At 67.4% G+C, this 16,771-nt stretch carries 13 protein-coding genes; 9 read left to right on the top strand and 4 right to left on the bottom strand.

Annotated features, from left to right (window positions below; genetic code table 11):
* Positions 1-44 precede the first annotated feature (44 nt).
* Positions 45-782: a helix-turn-helix transcriptional regulator gene (locus ABV518_RS16480; protein ID WP_367768778.1), complete on the top strand. Its 738-nt coding sequence runs from the start codon at positions 45-47 to the stop codon at positions 780-782.
* Here ABV518_RS16480 and ABV518_RS16475 read toward each other — a convergent pair.
* Positions 748-1,329: a hypothetical protein gene (locus ABV518_RS16475; RefSeq protein ID WP_367768775.1), complete on the bottom strand. Its 582-nt coding sequence runs from the start codon at positions 1,327-1,329 to the stop codon at positions 748-750. The two genes, ABV518_RS16480 and ABV518_RS16475, sit on opposite strands and share 35 nt — an antisense overlap.
* A 159-nt stretch (positions 1,330-1,488) precedes the next feature.
* Here ABV518_RS16475 and ABV518_RS16470 point away from each other — a divergent pair, with 159 nt between their 5' ends.
* From ABV518_RS16470 to ABV518_RS16440, 7 genes are all read left to right on the top strand, one after another.
* A complete protein-coding gene (locus tag ABV518_RS16470; protein ID WP_367768772.1) occupies positions 1,489-3,660 on the top strand; it encodes an elongation factor G-like protein EF-G2 in 2,172 nt (723 codons plus the stop codon).
* 125 nt (positions 3,661-3,785) lie between these two features.
* Entirely contained in the window at positions 3,786-5,669 is a 1,884-nt protein-coding gene (locus ABV518_RS16465) for a gamma-glutamyltransferase family protein (protein WP_367768768.1), read from the top strand.
* Between the two features lie 112 nt (positions 5,670-5,781).
* On the top strand, positions 5,782-6,834 hold the full coding sequence (locus ABV518_RS16460; protein ID WP_367768765.1) for a hypothetical protein: 1,053 nt from the start codon (positions 5,782-5,784) through the stop codon (positions 6,832-6,834).
* Positions 6,835-6,841: 7 nt separating this feature from the next.
* The gene (locus ABV518_RS16455; RefSeq protein ID WP_367768762.1) at positions 6,842-7,219 is read left to right on the top strand and encodes a hypothetical protein; all 378 of its coding nucleotides are present in this window, start codon (positions 6,842-6,844) and stop codon (positions 7,217-7,219) included.
* Positions 7,220-7,279: 60 nt separating this feature from the next.
* Positions 7,280-9,457, top strand: coding sequence for a hypothetical protein (locus tag ABV518_RS16450; protein WP_367768759.1), 2,178 nt, complete (start codon positions 7,280-7,282; stop codon positions 9,455-9,457).
* A 27-nt stretch (positions 9,458-9,484) separates the two neighbouring features.
* Positions 9,485-11,437 carry a M28 family metallopeptidase gene (locus ABV518_RS16445; protein WP_367768756.1) on the top strand — a complete coding sequence of 651 codons (1,953 nt, stop codon included), beginning with the start codon at positions 9,485-9,487 and terminating at the stop codon, positions 11,435-11,437.
* 23 nt (positions 11,438-11,460) lie between these two features.
* Positions 11,461-13,485, top strand: coding sequence for a M36 family metallopeptidase (locus ABV518_RS16440; protein WP_367768753.1), 2,025 nt, complete (start codon positions 11,461-11,463; stop codon positions 13,483-13,485).
* 37 nt (positions 13,486-13,522) lie between these two features.
* On the opposite strand, the gene ABV518_RS16435 is transcribed toward ABV518_RS16440, so the two are convergent.
* Entirely contained in the window at positions 13,523-14,350 is an 828-nt protein-coding gene (locus tag ABV518_RS16435) for a DNA/RNA non-specific endonuclease (protein ID WP_367768751.1), read from the bottom strand.
* Between the two features lie 178 nt (positions 14,351-14,528).
* Here ABV518_RS16435 and ABV518_RS16430 point away from each other — a divergent pair, with 178 nt between their 5' ends.
* Entirely contained in the window at positions 14,529-15,269 is a 741-nt protein-coding gene (locus tag ABV518_RS16430; RefSeq protein ID WP_367768748.1) for a BTAD domain-containing putative transcriptional regulator, read from the top strand.
* On the opposite strand, the gene ABV518_RS16425 is transcribed toward ABV518_RS16430, so the two are convergent.
* Both ABV518_RS16425 and ABV518_RS16420 read right to left on the bottom strand, forming a co-directional pair.
* Entirely contained in the window at positions 15,263-15,511 is a 249-nt protein-coding gene (locus ABV518_RS16425) for a hypothetical protein (protein ID WP_367768745.1), read from the bottom strand. The two genes, ABV518_RS16430 and ABV518_RS16425, sit on opposite strands and share 7 nt — an antisense overlap.
* A 132-nt stretch (positions 15,512-15,643) precedes the next feature.
* Positions 15,644-16,672, bottom strand: a complete 1,029-nt coding sequence (locus tag ABV518_RS16420) for a M12 family metallopeptidase (protein ID WP_367768741.1) — start codon at positions 16,670-16,672, stop codon at positions 15,644-15,646.
* Positions 16,673-16,771: the final 99 nt, after the last annotated feature.

The raw sequence follows: 16,771 nt of genomic DNA, 5'->3' as shown, positions 1-16,771 counted from the left end.
TAGAATGATTAATCAACGGTTCTTGTTTTTAGAAAGAGGCATCCATGCGCAGGCTTCCATGGCCCGGCCGGCTGGCCGCCGTCGCATCCCTGGGGGATGAAAAGCGCCGGCAGCTCTTTGATGTTGTCTCGTCGTCGGGCGGGGCTGTTGGCCGTGACGAGGCGGCGCTGGCCGTGGATCTGCCCAGAAGCACGGCGTCGTTCCACCTTGACCGGCTGGTGAAGGACGGACTTCTGGCAGTTGAGTTCCACAAACCCGCTGGCAAGGCCGGTCCGGGATCGGGACGCCCCGCCAAGATGTACCGGACCGCCGAGTCCGAGGTTGGGGCCTTCGTGCCGGACCGAAACTACGATCTCGCCGGGGAGCTGCTGGCTGCGGCCATAGAATCCGCATCAGCGGGCACCACGCCCGTCCGCGAAGCACTCCTGGCCACGTCCCGTGAAGCCGGGCGTGCCGCCGCTGAGGGAAACGGAACGCTGGAAACCTTCCTTGCCGCCGAGGGTTACCAGCCTGAACCTGACGGTTCCGGAGGCCTGACACTCGTGAACTGCCCCTTCCACCGGCTGGCCGCTAAGTATCCGGAGACCGTCTGCACGATGAACGGCGCCTTCCTCCGCGGCGCCGCGTCCGGATGCGGCGATTCCGAGGAAAGGGTGCACGGCAACAGCACTCCCGGGCAGTGCTGCGCCAGAATCACCCCGCCTGTACCGGGCGACTCCGTACCGGGCGACCCGGGAGCCGATGACCTCAGTCAGCCGCCGGCAGGAACTGCCCGTTCCTGATCCGCGATGCACCGAAGGTGACGGTGACCGGTGGAATGCCAACGGGCTCGCGGGACCGTGACCTTGGCCGCCCCACGGCAACATGCGGTACCCAGTGCGGGTACCTGAAACCAAGCGCCGGCGAACTGAGGATGAAGTCGTCCACGTTGTCCACGAGCAGCCGGTCCAGCAGCGCGCGCAGCCCCTCCACCAGGGAAACCTGGTAGTCACGCACCTGCTGCGGCACATCCACTTCCAGTCCGGAGATTCCCCCGCCGCCCAGCACAATGAGTCTTTCCGCCGTTCCGGAAAAGCCGTCCAGGACGGGCAGCGCCTTCAGCCAGAGGACCGTCTCCCGGGTCGCAGCAGAGGCAGGAGTGATGCCCTTGGTCCATTCGGTGACGTCGCGGGAGAAGTCCGCGAGGATGCCAATGTGCAGCAGGGTCATATGCAGCCCGTTCGGCCGGCGCAGGGCATCGACGTGCTGCCCCAGTTCCTCGTAGTCCGCCGGCCCTCGTCCCACGCCCAGCACAGGTACCTCCACCGTAATGCGCGGAACCGCCTGCATCCGGACCTCCTTTGCAGCTGTGCCGACCGTGGGGCTTGGCTGCAATTGTCCTCCAGTCCATGAATCGGCGGCGGTGCCCTTGCCGTTCCGCCCGCCAGGGTGTCGAATCGAGTAACACGTTCGGCCCGGGTGGCATGGCAAAGACGCCAGGAGGTTCCAATGTCGGTAAAAGGCACGAAGGACGCAGCGAGGACGCCCGGCCGGGGCGGACCGGAGGGACGCCGGTCGGATGCCTCCGCCGGAAGCCCGGCCCAGGGTCCGGCGCAGGTCCGGAACGTGGCTCTGGTTGGCCACTCTGGCGCCGGGAAGACCATGCTCATCGAGGCGCTGCTCGCCGCGAACGGCATGATCACCCGCAAGGGCTCCATCGCGGACGGGACAACGGTCAGCGACTCCGATCCCTCCGCCGTCCACCAGCAGCGGTCGGTCACCCTGTCAGTGGTCCCGTTGCTGCTCGGGGACACCAAGGTCAACCTCCTGGACACGCCGGGATATCCGGACTTCATCGGCGAGCTCCGCGCAGGGCTCCGGGCCGCGGACGCGGTCCTGTTTGTTGTGTCGGCAGTCGATGGCGTCGATGCGACCACCACCGCCCTGTGGGGCGAGTGCGAACACCTGGGGCTGCCCCGCGCCGTAGCCATCACCCGCCTGGACCACCCCCGTGCGGATTACGACGGCGTCCTTGCCGCCTGCCGTGCGGCGTTCGGGGATTCGGTGCTGCCGCTCTATGTCCCGGTCCGGTCCGGCGGTGAAGTCACCGGCCTGCTGGGACTGTTGTCGGGGACAGTCACCGAGTACGCACCGGGGGAGGTGCGCCCCGCCCCGCGCGCAGGCACGGCAAGCGAGCTTGCGGAATCCGAACCTGCCCGCGCCGAACTCATTGAAGGGATCATCGCCGAAAGCGAAGACGAGACACTGATGGACCGCTACCTGGGCGGTGAGGACATCGATACCGCGGTATTGGTCGACGATCTGGAAACCGCCGTCGCCCGCGGCGCCTTCTTCCCGGTCCTGTCGACGTCGGCCGTGACCGGGGTGGGCTCCGCCGAACTGTTGGAGGTGCTGACCAAGGCCTTCCCGTCGCCACTTGAGCGCGGCCTGCCCGACGTGACGGACCTCGCCGGCACGCCACTGGGTGCCTTGGCGTGTGACCCGGCCGGGCCGCTGGCGGCAGAGGTTGTCCGGACCAGCATTGATCCTTTCCTGGGCCGCGTCTGCCTGGTCAGGGTCTTCTCCGGGGAGCTCCGGGCGGACACGCCGGTGCACGTGGCCGGCCACGGACTGGCAGACCGCGGCCATCAGGACCACGACACCGACGAACGCGTCACCCACCTCTATTCCCCGCTGGGTGCCAACCTGCGTCCGGTCGCCAGCTGCGTCGCAGGGGACATCTGCGCAGTGGCCAAGCTTGGGAGCGCCGAGACCGGGGATACGATCTCCGGCCGTGAGCAGCCGCTGCTCCTGGCCACCTGGGAGATCCCCGAGCCGCTGATGCCGGTGGCCATCGAGGCCGACTCCCACAGTGACGAGGATGTCCTGGCCCGCAGCCTCGGAAAGGTGGCCGCCGGCGATCCCACCCTGAGGGTGGAACGAAACGCCGAGACCCACCAGCAGATCCTGTGGTGCATGGGGGAAGCCCATGCCGAGGTGGTGCTGGACCGGCTCCGTGACCAGGGCGTGAAGCTGCACACCGTCAGTGTGGTGACGCCTCTCCGGGAAACCTTTGCCGCCCCGTCCGCCGGCCACGGGCGGCACGTCAAACAGTCCGGCGGCCACGGGCAGTACGCGATCTGCGACATTGAAGTGGAACCCCTCAGCCGGGGCGGCGGCTTCGAATTCGTGGACAGGACGGTGGGCGGGGTGATCCCCGGAACGTTCATCTCTTCCGTGGAAAAGGGAGTCCGGGCGCAGATGCAGAAGGGAGTCTCCGCCGGATTCCCGGTGGTGGACCTGCGGGTAACCCTGGTGGGCGGAAAAGCGCACAGCGTGGACTCCTCGGATGCGGCGTTCCAGGCTGCCGGGGCCCTGGCGCTGCGGGAGGCTGCGGCAGCGGGACGCATCCAGCTGCTCGAACCTGTTTCCTCAGTCATCATCAGCGTGTCGGATGAGCATGTGGGGGCCGTCATGAGCGACCTTTCCGGCCGCCGCGGGCGGCTGACAGGGACCACGTCATCCGGCTCGGATCTGACCGAAATCAGCGCTGAAGTACCGGACCAGGAACTCCTGAAGTACGCCGTGGAACTGCGGGCCCTGACCGCCGGCACGGGACGGTTCCGCCGCCGGTACCTGAGGCACGATCCGGTACCCGGCAACACGGGCCCTGTCGCCTGAACTGCGCCTCCGGGAAGCTTCACAACATGCATGGCCGCGGCTTTCCAAACACCGTTGAATGTCAGGGTGCCGCGGAGTAGGCTGACGCCCACCTCAACCCGCACCACCCTCTCCAGGGAGCGACCATGCCAACTTTACGACGTCGACTGGCTGCCATCACGGCGGTACTGGCTCTCAGCGTGACGGGCGGGGCGGTGACCAGTCCGGCGCTCGCCGATCCCCGCGAGATAGTGAAGGTTCCGACGGCGACCGGGTACGGCGGGGCGGTCAGTACAGTCGACCCGGAGGCCTCTGCGGCAGCCATCGAGGTCCTCCGCCACGGCGGAAACGCGGCGGATGCCGCCGTCGCCGCGGCTGCGACCCTGGGCGTCACCGAGCCGTACAGCGCCGGTATCGGCGGCGGCGGGTACTTCGTGTTCTACGACGCGAAGACCGGCAAGGTGGGCACGATCGACGGCCGCGAGACCGCGCCGGCAACGATGCCGACTACTGCGTTCATCGACCCCGCCACCATCACACCGGCAAACCCGGCAGGAAGTGCCTATCCCTTTGCTCAGCTCGTCTCCAGCGGCGTTTCGGTCGGTGTCCCCGGCACGCCTGCCACGTGGGAACGGGCCTTGGAACGATGGGGCACGTTAGACCTCGACGAAGCCCTCGAGCCCGCGATAAAGGTCGCAAACCGCGGATTTGTCGTGGACGAAACATTCCGCCAGCAGACCCTCGACAACAAAGTCCGGTTCTCGGCGTTCACACCGACTCGTGATCTGTTCCTACCCGGCGGCGATGCGCCCGCCGTCGGCAGTGTCTTCCAAAACAAAGACCTCGCCAAGACGTACCGGCTCCTCGCGAAGGAGGGAACGGATGCCTTCTACGGGGGCCCGCTCGCAGGGGAGATCGCCGCTACCGTCCAGGCTCCGCCGAAAGATCCCACATGGGTGGCTCCTGATCCGGTGCCTCCTGCTCCGCGGGTAGTGATTCCAGCTTTTCCGGGCTACTTGACCACGGCGGATCTCGCCGGCTACGAGACGATTGACAGGGCCCCAACGCACGTCAACTACCGCGGCTACGACGTGTACGGCATGGCACCGTCCAGCAGCGGCGGGACGACGGTGGGCGAAGCGCTGAACATCCTGCAGCCCTTCGACCTCGCCGGGATGTCCCATGCCGGGGCCCTGCACCATTACTTCGAGGCGAGCGCGCTTGCCTTCGCAGACCGGGGCAGGTACGTGGGCGATCCGGCATTCGTTGATGTCCCCACCGCAGACCTTACCGACCCGCTGTTCGGCAAGGAGCGGGCCTGCGAAATCGATCCGAATGCTGCCGCCACCAAACCTGTCGCACCAGGCGACGTGACCTCGAACACCGGTGCCTGCACGATTCTACTGGCGGCCACCGCTGAGAAGGACACCGAAAACATCTCGACCACGAACCTGACTGTCGCGGATAAATGGGGCAACGTGGTGGAGTACACCCTCACGATCGAGCAGACCGGCGGTTCCGGCATAGTGGTTCCCGGCCGCGGGTTCCTGCTCAACAATGAACTGACGGATTTCTCCTACACGTCCACCATCCCCAACGAGCCCAACCAGATCCAACCGGGGAAACGCCCGCGCTCGTCGATGTCGCCCACCATCATCCTGGATGAGGGCAAGCCCTTCCTGGCGCTCGGTTCACCCGGCGGGTCGACCATCATCACGACGGTCCTGCAGACCATCCTGAACAGGGTGGACTTGGGCATGACCGTTTCCGAGGCTCTTGCGGCCCCTCGTGCGTCCCAGCGGAATACAGCAAATATCAGCGCCGAGCAGGAGTTCATCGACGCCCCCTACTTGGACGACTTGGAGGCTCTTGGGCACGTGTTCACGAAAGCTGGTGACGGCCTCACCTCATTGCCGGAAATCGGTGCGGCGACAGCTATCGAGTTCGGTCCCGATGGACAAATGACCGCCGCGGCGGAACCCGTAAGGCGCGGCGGCGGTTCGGCGATGGTGGTCAGGCCTGCCAGGTAAACCGCGGAAAGGACGGTCCCGTAACGCCACCGTAACGCCGCCTGTCCATACTGGGGGCTCGGGGAGGGCTGGCCGGATTCCCCGGTCAGCCATGCGGCGGAAGGCAACCGGTATGAGCGATCCAACCGAGAACGGGACAGCCCACCCTGGCCGGTTACGCCACAAGAACAGGATTTGGGCGGAACAGGTCCTGACGCGCTCTACCCGGCTTCGGGCCCTGTCCGTATGGATGCAGTCCCGCAGCAACGACGAATTCCTCGCCGTCCTCGACGAGGGCATCAGCAGGCACCTTGACATTGCCGAGACCTCAGCCGGGGGCCGGAACCACCGCGGCTTCACCGATTTCGGCGGGTCCGCCATTGAGTGCGCCGTCAGCAACCTGGATGCCGCCGAGTCACTGCTGCTGTTGCGCGCGCCGGACGACTATATCCAGGGACATTTCCCGGGGATCCACTCGGACGTCCGCCGGTACCTTGAGGCCGAGGATCCCCGGAGACGCCGGATTGAGGCGCTGTCAAAGCAGATCCTTGACCAGCCGGTCACGATCGACACCAGGGAAAGCCTGGGCATAGCCCTCACGGCGGCGCGGTCGCACTCCCGGCAGCAGTACATCAAGGTGCGGAACTTCAGGAACGCGGTGGTGGTGGCCACGGTGGTGCTGTTTTCCGTCGCCGTGGCATTGGGGATCTGGGGCCTGAGCGCCCCGCAGTCCATTCCCCTCTGCTTCAACCCGGACGACAAAATCGTCTGCCCGGCCGCGGAATCCCTGTACCGACCCGGCAACGGGGACGACAAGAACCTGGTGATCCTCCGGACGGCGATGCCCTTCGACATCTTCCTGATCCAGTTCGTCGGCCTGGTGGCCGCGGCGGTGTCCGGGGCAACGTCCCTGCACCGGATGGAGGCAACCCCGGTCCCGTTCAGCCTGCCGATAGCCCTGACCGTCCTCAAACTTCCCACCGGGGCACTGACCGCTGTCCTGGGCCTGGTCCTGATGGGAGGCGGGTTCGTGCCGGGGCTGAGCGCGCTGGATTCGGCGCCCCAAATCCTGGCCTGGGCAATCCTGTTCGGGGCATCCCAGCAGCTATTGACCGGCCTTGTGGACCGGCAGGCCCGAGGCGTTTTGGACGGTGTCGGTGGAAAACCGCACGGATCCAGGATCTAGCGCCGGTATGGCCCGCCGTCCGGGGAAGCATCAGCCGCAGGAGTTTGTGGAGGCCCTCGTGGTGCTGGAAGCAGACGATGCCGCCGGCAGCCGCCTCGAATTGGTGCGCCAGCACGCCGTCGTCCTTCAGTGGCTGCCGCCGCGGATAGCGATAGTCCTGGTGCCGGCACACCGTGCGTTACCCAACGCAGTCCCCGGGACCAGCTGGTACACCGGTGACATTCCCGCGGATGTGGCGGCAGGTTTCACGCCGGCGGAGCGGCTTTTTGTGGACGCCTGGCTTTCCCGCCGCGAGGCAAAGTTCCGCCCCGGGGACGGCCTGCCGTGGGACGCCGCCGGGAAGGAGCCCCCTGACTGGCCGGACGAGCCTCCGCGCAAGCCGTAACACTCCAGTAACGCCCAGCGGTGCATAGTCCTTGCTGTACGCCTGGGTGAGGAGAGGGCAATGTCTGGAGATTTGAATGTCAGCGAGCAGGCCGTCCTGGACGATTTTCCGGGACTGCGGAGCGGTGCGGATCCGAATCCGCCGATCCACCAGTACGGGCGGATCCGGATCGCCGTGGTGCCGGAAGGGGGCGGGCCGCTCCGGAACGGGCTGGCGCCTGACGCACCGCCGGAGGACCTCACCGAGACGGAGCGGCTGGGCCTTGACGCGCTCCGCCTGCGCGACTCGCAGGAGTTCCGGACCGCGAAGGAGAACCGTCCCCGGCAGGGTGAACCATGGGACATGACGGGCTGCACCGACGTCGTGCCGGTGGGGGAGGAAGACGCCGGAGCCGACAGCCAGGCCTTCGCCGCAGCGCCCACCAGCAGTTACCTGGAGGGCACCGTTGCGGTGGGCATCGTGATCGTCCAGGGCCCGACGGCGGCGCTGCAGTTTTCGGACGCAGAGGTCCTGAAGGTGGTGGCTGAGGTCCAGAACGGCCTGGGGTACTTCGCCACGACCAACCCGATCGCGGGCATCAGCTTTGCGTATGACATCCAGAACGTCACCCTGGCTACCCCGGCGGACCCGGCCAACGCCGACCTGGAAGGCCTGTGGCGGAATCCGGCCATGGGCGCCATCGGCTACAGCGCCGACTGGAGCGGCGTCACCGCTTACGTTGAGGACCTGCGGACCCGCTTCGGCACCCGGTGGACGTACTGCGGCTTCTTCACCAAATACCCGCTCGGGCACTTCGCGTACGCGTCGATCGGCGGCCCGCGGATCGTGATGGACTACAACAACGACGGCTGGGGCCCGGACAACATCGACAGGGTCTTCGCCCACGAAACCGGACACATCTTCGGCTGCCCCGACGAGTATGCGGTCAGCGGCTGCAACTGCGGTGGAAGCTGGGGCCGGTACGGGACCAAAAACGGCAACTGCGAGAACTGTGCTTCCGGCGGCGGCGTCCCCTGCCTCATGAAGGGCAATACCTTCACCCTCTGCGGCTACACCCCGGCCCATCTGGGCTGGTCCCCGCAGCTCCTCGTCCGCAACTACGGGGCTACCGCGGGCGGCTGGCAGGTGGGGCGCCATCCGCGCATACTGGCCGACACGACCGCGGACGGCAGGGCCGACATCGTGGGCTTCGGGGAGGCCGGCGTCTACCTTTCCCGGGCCCAGGCCGATGGGCGCTTCGAGGTTCCCCACCTTGCCGTGAACAACTTCGGCTACGTGGCCGGCGGGTGGCGGGTGGAGAAGCACCCGCGGTTCCTGGCCGACACCACCGGAGACGGCCGGGCGGACATCGTGGGCTTTGGCGACGCCGGCGTGTACGTGTCCCGCGCGCAGGCGGACGGCACCTTTGATGCGCTGCGGCGGGTGGTGGACAACTTCGCGTACGTTGCCGGCGGCTGGCGGGTGGAAAGCCATCCGCGGTTCATGGCCGATACCACCGGGGACGGCCGGGCCGACATTGTGGGCTTCGGCAACGCGGGGGTCTACGTTTCCCGTGCCCAGGCGGACGGCAGCTACGACGCCGTGCGGCTGGTGGTGAACAACTTCGGCTACGTGGCCGGGGGCTGGCGGGTGGAGAAGCACCCACGGTTCCTGGCCGATACCACCGGGGACGGCCGGGCGGACATCGTGGGCTTCGGCGAGGCTGGAGTGTACGTCTCGCGTGCCCAGGCGGATGGCAGCTACGACGCCGTGCGGCTGGTGGTGAACAACTTCGGCTACGTGGCCGGGGGCTGGCGGGTGGAGAAGCACCCACGGTTCGTGGTGGACCTGACCGGCGATGGGCGTGCGGACATCCTGGGCTTCGGGGAGGCCGGAGCCTATGTCTCCCTTGCCCAACCGGACGGCAGCTACGGCCCGGTGACGCTGGCTGTGGCCGACTTCGGTTACGTGGCCGGCGGGTGGCGCGTCGAACGGCATCCCCGCCTCCTGGCCGACACCACCGGCGACGGACTGCCGGACATTGTGGGCTTCGGCGAAGCTGGAGTCTATGTCTCCCGGAACCTGGGCGGCGGCGCCTTCGAAGCCCCCGGCCTGGTGGACACGCATTTCGGCTACGCGAACCCGGCGGGCGGCTGGCGGATCGAACGGCATCCCCGCTTCGTGGTGGACGTGACAGGTGGCGGCAAGGCTGACATCGTCGGATTCGGCGAAGCTGGCGTGTACGTGGCCCGGGCCTAGCCGGGTCTGGGTTGGGAAGGCACGGCCGTGGCCACCGTTTACTTCGATATCGGGGCGACCCTCGCGGATGTGAGTGCTGCCCCCGACGGCTCGCTGACCTTCCGGCCGCGGCCCCGCGTCCACGAGGTCCTCGATGCGCTCGCCGGCACGGAACTGGGGATCATTTCCAACCCCGGTCCCGGCGAGCGGGCCCGGGCACACGCTGCCGCCGCGCTTGGTGCGGCGTTCCCGGGGCGGTTCACCGACGGCGCGCTGATCCGCTGGGGACCGAAGGATTCACGCGCGATCTTCGACGACGCCGTGGCCGCTGCGGGCGCTGACGCGGAAGACTGTGTTTTCGTCGGTGAAGATCCAGACGAGCGTGCGTTTGCCCGCGAGGCGGGGCTCCGCACGGCTCCGCATCCCGTTTTTGCGGCCGCGGTCATTGAAGGACGCCAGGTCCTGTGGATCCGCATCAGCCTTCCCGAGGACAAGAGCCTCACGGACCTCGGGGTGGTGGCCAATGCTGCCGAAGTTGTCCCCGTGCACGTCGCGTCGGCCCGGCTTGTCCTCGCCATGGCCGCTGCCTCCGGCGTGGAGCACCTGGTGGACGCCGGCTTCGCCGTGGACCAGCAAGCATCCGTGGACGACACCGTGGCGTTCTTGGTGCGGGACGACAGGGCGGTCGAGCCGCCGTCGGGCATTCCGGGGGCGCCGGCACCTGCAGCAGCACCTGCGGGAGGGCCGGCCGACGGCCAGGCACGCGCGGCGGCCGCCTTTTCCTTCATGGCGGGCGGGCTGACCGGGCTGACGCAGGCGATGGTTTCCCTCGGTCCGGCACCCGGCGGCGTCTACATCGCGGCCCCTGCCGGCACCCCGCTGGAGGAACTGCATATCCCCGGCGCGCGCCACGGCCACACCGAACGCCTGCTTCCCGATCCCGGCCTGCTCGCCCGTCCGGGGGAGCTCGACGCCGGGGCGCTCGCCGCCGGGTTCCCCCGCACCGGTTTTGCGGCGGCTGGGCCGTCACCCGAAACCGTCGACGCCGTCCGCGCGGCCGTCACGTCGTCCAAGATCCGCGGGCACACAGCACGCCTCTCCGGGGCAGCCCCGTTGGTTGACGGCGACCCGCGGGTGGTTACCAGCCGCGACGTCTCGAACCCCGGGAACACGGTGGTTGTCGACGCCCTGGCGGCACACTTCCATCGCCTGGGTTTCGCCGTCACGCTGCAGCCCTTCACCTGGCGCGGGCACCGCCTAGCCAACGTGGAGGCCGAACACCGGGTCGACGGATCAGGCGGGGCCGTCCTGGTCACGGCCCACCTCGATTCAACGGCCGCATACGGCGAATTCGCCGATCCGGCCGGCAGGCCCCGGCCCTACGATCCCGGCACCGACCCGGCCCCGGGGGCCGACGACGACGGGAGCGGGACCGCCGCGGTCCTGGCGGCGGCTGAGTGCTTGAGCGCCATGGTGGCGGCGGGGAGGACGCCGGCGCGGACCGTCCGCTTCGTCCTGTTCAACGCCGAGGAGCAGGGCCTCATCGGCAGCAAATACTACGCGCGCGCCGCGGCCGCCAACGGCGACACCATCGCCGCCGTCCTGCAGATGGACATGATCGCCGGCCTGCAGGACGGTGCCCGGCGGGTGGAAATCCATGCCGGCACAGCAATGCCGGGCCCCGTGGCGGACGCTTCCAACGCCCTGGGCGACCGTTTGGCTGAGGCAGCGGCGGCGATTGAGCCCGGCCTGGAGGTCCAGAGGCTCACCGGGAGCGCAGACCCTGCTGCCGGCCGCAGCGACCACGCGAGCTTCCACGAACGCGGCTGGGCGGCGGTTGCCGTCTCCGAGAACTTCTTCGCCGACACCTCGCCTGCCACCGGCACCCGGCAGTACCACCTCCCCGGGGACACGCTCGAGGACGCCGACCACAACACCGAATACGCAGCAGCGATCGCCCGCGCCGTCACCGTGGCGGCCCTGACGCTCGCAGGACTCTGAACAACCACGAGAGGACCACCGTCATGGGCAAGATCATTGATCAACGCAACCTGGACCACGACCGCTTCGCCGAGGGCGAAGCACGTCCTCCGCGGGAAAGCGCCGGCAGGGCCGCGCCCGGGGCCGATGGCGAACCGGCCGGCGGACCCGGCAAGGTGAACCGCTTCACCGGTCACCGTTCGGAATTGAGGGCCGCCAATGCGCCCGGTTTCGAAGCCGGGGCGGAACCTTCCGAGTCGGAGTTCATCGCCAGGGCCAAGTCCTACGCCATGTCCGTGGCGGAAGCCGTCGGGTTCGAGGCGGCGGTCCCGCCCGAGTTCGAGGCGGATCCCACCATCACCACCACCTCGGAAGGACTGCGGGTGGTCAGCCTGCAGCAGATGTCGAACGGCATCGAGGTGTGGTCCATGTCGCCGAAGGTCTGGCTGCACAGCGACGGCGCTGTGGACCGGCTGGTCGGGGACACCGTCAGCGTGCCCGCGGACCTTCCGGCCAAACCCGCAGTCGCAGCAGAAGCGGCCCTGCTGGTGGCCGTGCGGGAAGCAGCCAAAGCGCGGACCCTGAGGGGAACCTTTGGCGACGACGAACTGCCGCAGCTCGATGTTGCCGAAGCAGACTTCAGGCGCCTGTCCTTCCAGCCGCTGCCGTCCCGGCCCATGACGTTCAGCCGGGGAGCCTTCGCGGAAGACATTCCTGCCCGGCTCGTGTACCTGGACATGGGCGGCAGCTTCCGGCTCACGTGGTTCTTCACCCTCTCCCGCGAGGACCTGATCGTCCAGTACAAGGCCTTCGTGGAAGCTGATGGGAGCACCAAGGACCCGGAAGCGCCCGAGATCCTGTACTTCTACGACTCCACCAGCCACGCTGTGGGCGGCCGCGTCTTCACACGGAACCCCGCCCAGACCGACTTCCGCGAAGTGCCCTTCCCGCTGCCCGCAACCGAATACCCCATCGAACCGCCGGCCGGCTTCCCGGCCTTCGGACCGTGGACGGGCACGGTGAACGGGAAGCTGGCCACGGTGGGCAATAATGTGCGTGCCCTCAACGGAACCACCAGGAAGCCGTTTGAGATCACCGCGCCGGCCAGCGGCGGCGTTTTCGCCCCCGCACCTGAGAGCCCGGAGCAGTTCATTACCAACATTTTCTTCTTCTGCAACTACATGCACGACTTTTTCCTGATGCTTGGCTTCACTGAGGAAGCAGGAAATTTCCAGGCCATTAACCCCAGCGGACTGGGACGGGGCGCGGACCCTGTCGACGCACTCGCCCACCCGGGCCGGGTCGTCGGCACGGCCAATATGAGCACCCGTGCCGACGGGGTGGCCGGCCTGATGAACATGGGCCTGGTGACCTCCACCGGCCGGCACACCGCCAACGACTCCGACGTTGTGTTCCATGAGTACGTCCACGGCGTGAGCAACAGGCTGGTGGGCGGCATGCTGGACGCGGAAGGCCTGGACGAAGACCAGTCCGTGTCCATGGGGGAGGGGTGGAGCGATTTCTTCGCACTGACCATCAACAACTTCCCGGGTACCAGTGAGCGCCTGGTCACGGGAAGCTGGGTGACGGGGCGGGAGTCCGGAATCCGGCAACGGCCCTATGACCAGCAGTACCCCGGGACCTTCGGCGATATTGGCAAGGGGACCGGACAGGTGGCGGGCCCGGCGAACGCCGACCTCTCCTACCAGGAGGTGCACGACGTCGGCGAGATCTGGTGCGCAGCCCTGATGCAGCTGACCCGCGGCGTCGGCGCCGCCCTCGGCAGCAAGGAGCGCGGCTACCGGCTCGCCTGGCAAGCCGTAGTGGACGGCCTCAAACTGACCCCCAAGAATCCGTCCTTCCTGACAGCACGCGACGCCGTCCTCCGCGCCTTCAGGTCCATGAAGGGCACAGGCCGGCTCACCGAAGAGGAGTACACCGCGGTCCGGCGCGCAGCGTGGGAGGCCTTCGCCCGGTTCGGCATGGGCTTCGACGCCTCGTGCCCGAACGCCACGTTCAGCGGCTGCCGCGGCGGTACGGCCATCCCCCCGGACGGGGTTGATGACTGAAGGGGTGCGTGACTGAAGGAACGGACGACGGCGGGGCTCACCACTGGATATCGGCCGGGCCGCTGAGGGGCTCCCGGTCGCCGGGGCCGGGGAGCGGCACGAAGGCATCCGCGCCCCGCAGCGCGTCGGCAAACTGCAGGCCCGTGCGTGCCTCCAGCTCAGCCGCGCTGACTTGGAAAGCCCTGAATTCATCGAGGTCCAGCGCCTCGAACGGGTTGAGGTTCTGCGTCAGCAGGAAGGCGTTGCTCTTAAACACGCCCTGCTCCACATAAGCCAGGATTTTCCAGTACTCCCGCGGCAGCCGGACTCCGCGGTATTCGCGGTCATTGTCCTGGAACACGGGCCCGCCAAAAACACTGACCTTCAAATCCTGCACGTCGACGTCGGCGAAGACCGCTTCCTCGAGCTGCCCCCAGACCCCGTTCTTGCTGCTTTGGTTGAAGTCGTCCATGTGCGGCGCGATGTTGGTGAAGAAAAACGAGTCGTGGTTGGCGCTCTCCGCCTCGGACAGGTCGCCCCAGACAAGGTCCGCGCGCCGGGCGAGGTGTCCGCGGTCCAGGCGGTTGCCGCTGTAAAGCTCGTCGCCGTTCTGGAACGGTGCCGGGATCCGCGGATCCTTGACGAAGGAGATGCCCTTCCGGCTGACCCTCTTGAGGTTGCCGCCGTCGATATTCCAGGCCACCCACCGCGCGAACCGCCGCGACTTGCTCACCGCAAGCGAGAAGTGGGTGTAGGGGATAATGACTGACCCGTTGAGCTGGACGGTGTCCCCGTGAAGCGCGGCGCTGATCGCCGGCGGTCCGAGAGGCTCACCGAGGAAGTCGGGAGAATATCCGCCGCCGTGGAGTTCCTGGTTCTGGCCCATGCTGGGAACACTAGCCCGGGGCCGTTATCCGGGCGTTACGGCGCCCAGTGCGGATCAGTTGCAGCGGCTCCCGCATACGACACGGGCAGAATGTCATTGACATGCCGCGTCAAACTGCGGATCGTCATTGCTACATAAGTTCCAGCTCATCAGACCCAGACTGAATTGGGGGGAACCCATGGGCGAAGACGGCTATGGCCATTTTCAGTTGCGCCTGCTTCAAACCTGGCAACTCAGCCGTGATGCCGAAGTCGTGCATGTCGCGGCCCGGCAACAGCGGCTGATTACTGCCCTTGCAATCACCGGCCCCCGCCCCCGGAGCTTCCTCGTGGGCCTTCTCTGGCCGGACAAGGCTGAAGCCCGGGCACTGGAGAGCCTGCGTGTCAGCGTGCACCTGGTGTCCCGGCAGCTGCCGGGTCTGCTGGTCAACGACGGCGCCGTGCTGTCGCTGAACGGCCAGGTGGACGTGGACCTCCACCGAGTCCGGGCCGGGATCCGGACGCTGGGCCAACCAGGGCTCAACGGAAACGCTGCCTCCTGCCTGGCCCTGCTCCGGGACGCTGAACTGCTCCCGGGCTGGTATGAGGACTGGGTACTGTTTGAACAGGGCAGGCTGAGCCAGGAGCGGCTCCACGCGTTCAACATTATCGCCCGTGAGTCCCTGGCCCGCGGTGACTATGAGACTGCCCTGGAAGCATCCCAGGCGGCCCTGGAGGTGGAGCCCCTCTACGAAAGCGCCGTGGCACTCCTGATCCAGTCCGAAAGCCGGCAAGGCAATGCCGTCGCCGCGCTGCGTGCCTTCGAGAAGTACCGGACGAAGTTGCAGGAGGAGATGGGCCTGACGCCGTCGGACGCCATCCTCCGGCTCGTCAACGAGGTCCGGGAGAGCCAGTCCTCACACCCGGGCGACGCCTACTGATTGTCGGTTCCTGGCCGGCTGAGGAGCCAGCGGCGCACAACAGCCAGGACCTCTTCAGGATCTGCGGTGGTGACGGTTGTTTGTCCGGTCTCCGGAAGCTGGGACGTGACCCTGGCGCGGAAGCCGTGCACGTGGTCCGGTTCCCACCACGTGCGGATGACCAGGGTGCCCTGGGTGTGGGACGGCGTGCCGGAATCCGTGCCGTCGCCGGCGCTTCCCGGCTGTCCGTCCCCGTGTGCCATGGCATTCCACCTTTGTCCCAGCCGGTTGCCTCTGCTGGCTTGCACCCCCGGCTGCCTTGATGGTCCTGTACGAGAATCAGGAATCAGCGTGGTTAGGCATAAGGTTTGCTCAAGATTGGGCCCTTGCCGCTGCTACCAGTACATAACGGCTGTCTGGCCCGACTCGCCGGCCCAGTACAGGCGGACCCGCACCACATAGTTGCGGCCCTGGAAGAGTTTCGCGGTAACGCGGGAGTTCCGGTCCTCGCCGCTGTCGTCGTCGCCGGCCACAAAGCGCAGCTCGCCGTCGATCTCCTCGAAGAGCACCAGGACGGTGTCCGAGGTGCCAAAAGTGGCGATCTCGTACTTGCGCGAGGCCTGCGGCTGGATGGAGAAGTCCGCCTGGCCGGCCGGGGACAGCGACAGCGGAACCGACTGGAACGGCAGCAGGACGGGCACCGTGGGCTCCAGCGTCGGGAAGAACCTGCGCACCCACGCCTTGTCGGCGTCGGACAGCCCGCCCGGGGGATTGAGGCCGGTCTTGAACCGTGCAGGCTCCGTGATCAGTCCTGCGGGGAACCAGTACTCCATCACCGAATCCGGATCCCAGGGGGACCCTTCCACTTCGCTGACGTCGATCTTCCGCAGCACGTTGTGCAGCGTCTGCTCGGGCGTCCAGTGGTTGGGGGCGCCGGTGAAGTACGCGTACACTTTGGGCTCGTCCCAGACAATGCCGGCGAACGGGTTCTGGTGCTCGTGCGGCATGCCCAGGGTGTGGCCTATCTCGTGCAGGGCCGTGGTCCGTCCGTAGTCATCGGTCAGGTCCCAGCCGAAGTTCATGGTGGGCTCGTTGGCGCTGATGCTCAGGACATCGCGCCCAACGTAGGACCACGAGCCGTCCGCCTGGTCAAAGGCGATCCGCACTTCGGATTCGCTGCGGTCCGCCACCTCCGTGAAGACCAGCCCGATCCCCAGGTCCTTCCACTCCTTGAAGGCTTTCCGCACCGCTTCCTTCTGCGGCGCTGGGCCGTCGAGGAACCAGTAGTGCAGCACCGTGCCGTTGACCCATTTCAGCCGCAGCAGGCGTATGAGGCGGTCCCTGGCGGGGGAAAGGTCCGGCCGGAGCAGCGGCCTTGTTTGCGGCCGGACGTCACAGTGCGGCTGGGGGACGGTCTTGGTCATGGCGTGCTCCTTCGGTGCGGCGGCTCCTTGATCCAGTAGAGCGGCGGACCCGTTACTGCCGCGTTATCAGCGGCGGTAACACCGCAGTAACGCCTTGGG

Origin of the sequence: Arthrobacter sp. HS15c, from assembly GCF_040812005.1 — a bacterium.
Classification (GTDB): domain Bacteria; phylum Actinomycetota; class Actinomycetes; order Actinomycetales; family Micrococcaceae; genus Arthrobacter.
The sequence above is the reverse complement of the archived record's forward strand: the minus strand, read 5'-3'. Positions and strand labels throughout refer to the sequence as shown.